The 3,385-nt window shown below is 52.8% G+C and carries 3 protein-coding genes; all 3 read right to left on the reverse strand.

Annotated elements, in window-relative coordinates:
- Positions 1 to 187: 187 nt before the first annotated feature.
- The gene (locus BP727_RS10025) at positions 188 to 853 is read right to left on the reverse strand and encodes a glycosyltransferase (RefSeq protein WP_048132538.1); all 666 of its coding nucleotides are present in this window, start codon (positions 851 to 853) and stop codon (positions 188 to 190) included.
- 129 nt (positions 854 to 982) lie between these two features.
- Complete coding sequence (locus BP727_RS10030; protein ID WP_013720510.1) at positions 983 to 2,662, reverse strand: sulfurtransferase; 1,680 nt, start codon at positions 2,660 to 2,662, stop codon at positions 983 to 985.
- Positions 2,646 to 3,385: sulfurtransferase (locus BP727_RS10035; RefSeq protein WP_286858650.1), on the reverse strand; the 740-nt coding region annotated here is incomplete at its 5' end. The genes BP727_RS10035 and BP727_RS10030, both read right to left, overlap by 17 nt.

Genomic DNA, 3,385 nt, shown 5'->3' on the forward strand with positions numbered 1-3,385 from the left:
GTAGCCCCAACGAATGCAAACTTAAAAACAAATCTCCATCGCCCTCTTGCAATCAAATTGTCAAGAATACTTGAAGGAAGGATTCTTAATGCCTGATTCCAGGAATGATCTACGGGCTTGCTTTGCAGGCTTATCCCTTGGATTGATTCCGAGCATTGAGCCAGCAGATTATGTAGGGCGATATGCATTACCATTCCCCTCTTATTCGTCCCAGCTTGAGCTCGAGCAGAAGCTCAAAGATCCTGGCCATCTCCCGGAGGCCGTTCGTATTGAACCCTACCTTTGAAGAGCCCGTTTTCCTCTTATAGAAGGATATGGGGGCTTCCAACACCTTCGCCTTCGATTTATATACAATCTCAATGACTATCTTGAATCCCTTGGGTTTAAGCTCCAGATTATCGAATACATTCTTCTTTGCCACCATAAAACCTGTCATGGGATCCCTTAGATCTACGCCCAGGATCAATCTGGTCAATTGAGCAAAGGCGAGGGTTACTAATTTCCTTCCTAAAGTGTCACTGCACTCTCCACCCTCAATGAGCTTCGATCCGAGGACGATATCATGATTCTCTATCAGCTTGAGCATTTTCTGGAGATCTTCTGGCCGATGAGAGCCGTCGCCATCCATGAGAGCGATTATATTTCCTTTGGATCTGGACAAGCCTTCAACAAAAGCGTTGCCCAAACCATCCGATCTCTGTATCATAACCTCCGCCCCTTTAACCTTTGGCGCGGTGCGGCTCTTGTCTACTATCAGTATTTCGTGGTTTTCCTTAATTGTTGCATTGATATTATCTACAAGCTCTTGAATGGTTGGTTCATCCTTTGTGGGAATTATAATCGAGGTCAACATCTGCCTATCCTTGTCATGAGGTCTATCGCAATTTTTCAGTATCGATCTGCTGATCTTTATAGATCTTTTCACCCTGAACACGATCCAATGGATCGGTCCAAGATCGGGATGACAGAGGCCCAGGCCCCTTCATCCCTTCCTTGTCACCTCCACCTGCAGCACATCAGTAAATGCCTCTGCATTCCCATCCAGGGATGCGACTATGCTCACCTTATACAACCCGGGAGCGACATTGGCATTCCAGATGCCCATGTACCTGCCCCCAGATGTCTGCAGCAGGCTGGTCCTTGTCTCTTCACCGCCATCCGGTGCATATATCACTGCAGTGCACCTCAAAATGCCATCGGAGGAGGACTGGTCGGATGCATTTGTGGAAGAGGCAGAGCTCTGGCCCGCCTTTCTATTCGAGCCGATCTGCACATATCCATCCTTGCGATCCAGGTTGGCAAAGCCCTGGGGAGAGCCAAATCCGCAGGTAGCGCATCCCTTAACCGTCAGCTTCGGTTCCTGGTTGGCGGAGGAATTGGCTGAGGAAGAGCTGTACTGTGATGAGTCTGTCCTCTCCGTCCTCTCATGGAAGGATGCTGTTATGGTCGTCGCCTCTCCTGATCTGACCGGATTGGGCTGGGCAGAGACCTCCGCCAGCTCATAGGGGAACTTGGGCTGGTTTTCCAGCCAGTCCCTCCAGGTGTAGAGCCGGGCATCGTAGCCGGACTCGTTCAGAGCGAACCAGAGCAAAGCGGCCTCAACCCCGATATTGGTGTAAACCACAACCGATCGGTTCTTGTCAAGATCCAGGAAACGCTCTTTCAGCATCTCTTTGGGCATCATGCTATCATTGACCAGCACATTCTCATAGGGTATGTTGATCGCCCCGGGAATTGAGCCCAGCTCATAAGCATTTGCCGGCCTGGCGTCAACTATCTGCGCCCCGCCAGTGACTACATATTCATAGGTGGCAAGAAGCTCTGGCCTTATATGGGGGATATACTCGGCCTTGGACCTGATGGCAGAAGTGTTGCTGATGTTCAATCCCCCAGCCTTCCAGTCCTCGATCGTGCCCTCCAGCACCCTTACCTTCTCATGTCCCAGGTATTTTAGGGCCCAGTAGGTGAAGAACGCCGGCGACGGTCCTCCGCCACAGGGCAGGCACTCCCCGGCGATCAGCAGGGAATCGTTGCTGCTGATGCCCGCATCTCCCAGCAGCCGCGCCATCTCCGATGCCGGCACTATCTCCCCGCCTTCGGAGAAGAAGCGATCGTAATTGAGATTGACAGCGCCCTCGATGTATGCGGCCGCACTGGGGCTGATGTCCAATACAACCTCATCCGAAAAGATCGAATCCGGGGATGCTATCGCCCCGACCAGCTCGCTGCTTCTGCTCAGAGCGGATGCTGTGCTGTTGCTCATGCCGTTGCTGGCGCTATTGTTGCTGCTATTGCCCATATGGGTGGAAGAGGATGAATTCCGACTCCCATTCAGCCCAATCTCTGCTTCAGCAGTCTTTATCTTCAACTCATTATTGTTCATTTCATTCTGCAGGCCATTCTGCTGAACATTTTTCATATCCTCTTCATAGGCAGCCTTCTTTTCCAGCCAGCCGTCCAGATTGGTCCAATCAGGGCAGGTGGGGCAGAACTCCCCAGTCTCTGTGCCTGCGCTGGCCGATCCTGCCAATAGAATAAAAGAGGTGGACAGTATGAACAGCAGAACCGCAATCGCTCCAGAAATGGCCACTGTCCCGCCGGCAGTTGCCGGCCTTTCTCCCTCAGCCGCAAGAGGGACGGAAAGATCAGATTGCAGTCTCATTTAACCCCCCGGACCCATCCACCTCTCGGAGATCTGGCTGTTGATTTGCCATCCAGTCCTGGTAGCTGTAGAGCCGGGCATCGTAGCCCATCATCTCCAGGGCGAACCAGACCACAGAGCCCTTCATCCCGGTATTGGTGAAGACGACCACTGGCTGGTTTTTGTTCAGCACCATGAAGACCATATCCAGCCGGTCCTCGCCGGTGATCTTCTTATCGGCAAGAACGCTCTCATAGGGCATGCTGATCGATCCGGGTATGGTTCCCATGGCAAACTCGGGCGGCGTGCGGGCATCGATGATCTGCACCTGGCCGCTCTTGACCAGATCGAAGGTGGCGGTGTGGTTTGAATTCACCAGAGGGATATACTCCTTCCGAGGAAGCACTTCAGCACTCCCTGAGGTAGCCCCTCCCGCTGTCGCCCAGTCCTCAGCCGTCCCGTCCAGGACTTTTGCTTTCTCATGGCCCAGGCTCTTCATCATCCAGTAGACGTAGGTGGCCACCGATGGTCCTCCGCCGCAGGGCAGGCATTCCCCATAGATGACAACCGAATCCTCTCTGGAGATTCCAGCCTCGCCCAAGATGCTGGCGACCTCATCTGCCTGCTTCAGAATCCCTGGCTGAAGGAAGAACTCCATATAGGGAATGTAAATTGAGCCTTCGATATGGAGGCTCGAGTTCTCGCTCACATCCAGCAGGATATCTGCATCATCTGCATCATCTG

Source organism: Methanosaeta sp. UBA356, from assembly GCF_002496465.1.
Taxonomy (GTDB): Archaea; Halobacteriota; Methanosarcinia; order Methanotrichales; family Methanotrichaceae; genus Methanothrix; species Methanothrix soehngenii.

What these genes read in the sequence shown, in the direction of transcription:
- BP727_RS10025 (WP_048132538.1), bottom strand. Translation starts at nt 853, where the DNA reads ATGTTGACCTCGATTATAATTCCCACAAAGGATGAACCAACCATTCAA.
- BP727_RS10030 (WP_013720510.1), bottom strand. Translation starts at nt 2,662, where the DNA reads ATGAGACTGCAATCTGATCTTTCCGTCCCTCTTGCGGCTGAGGGAGAA.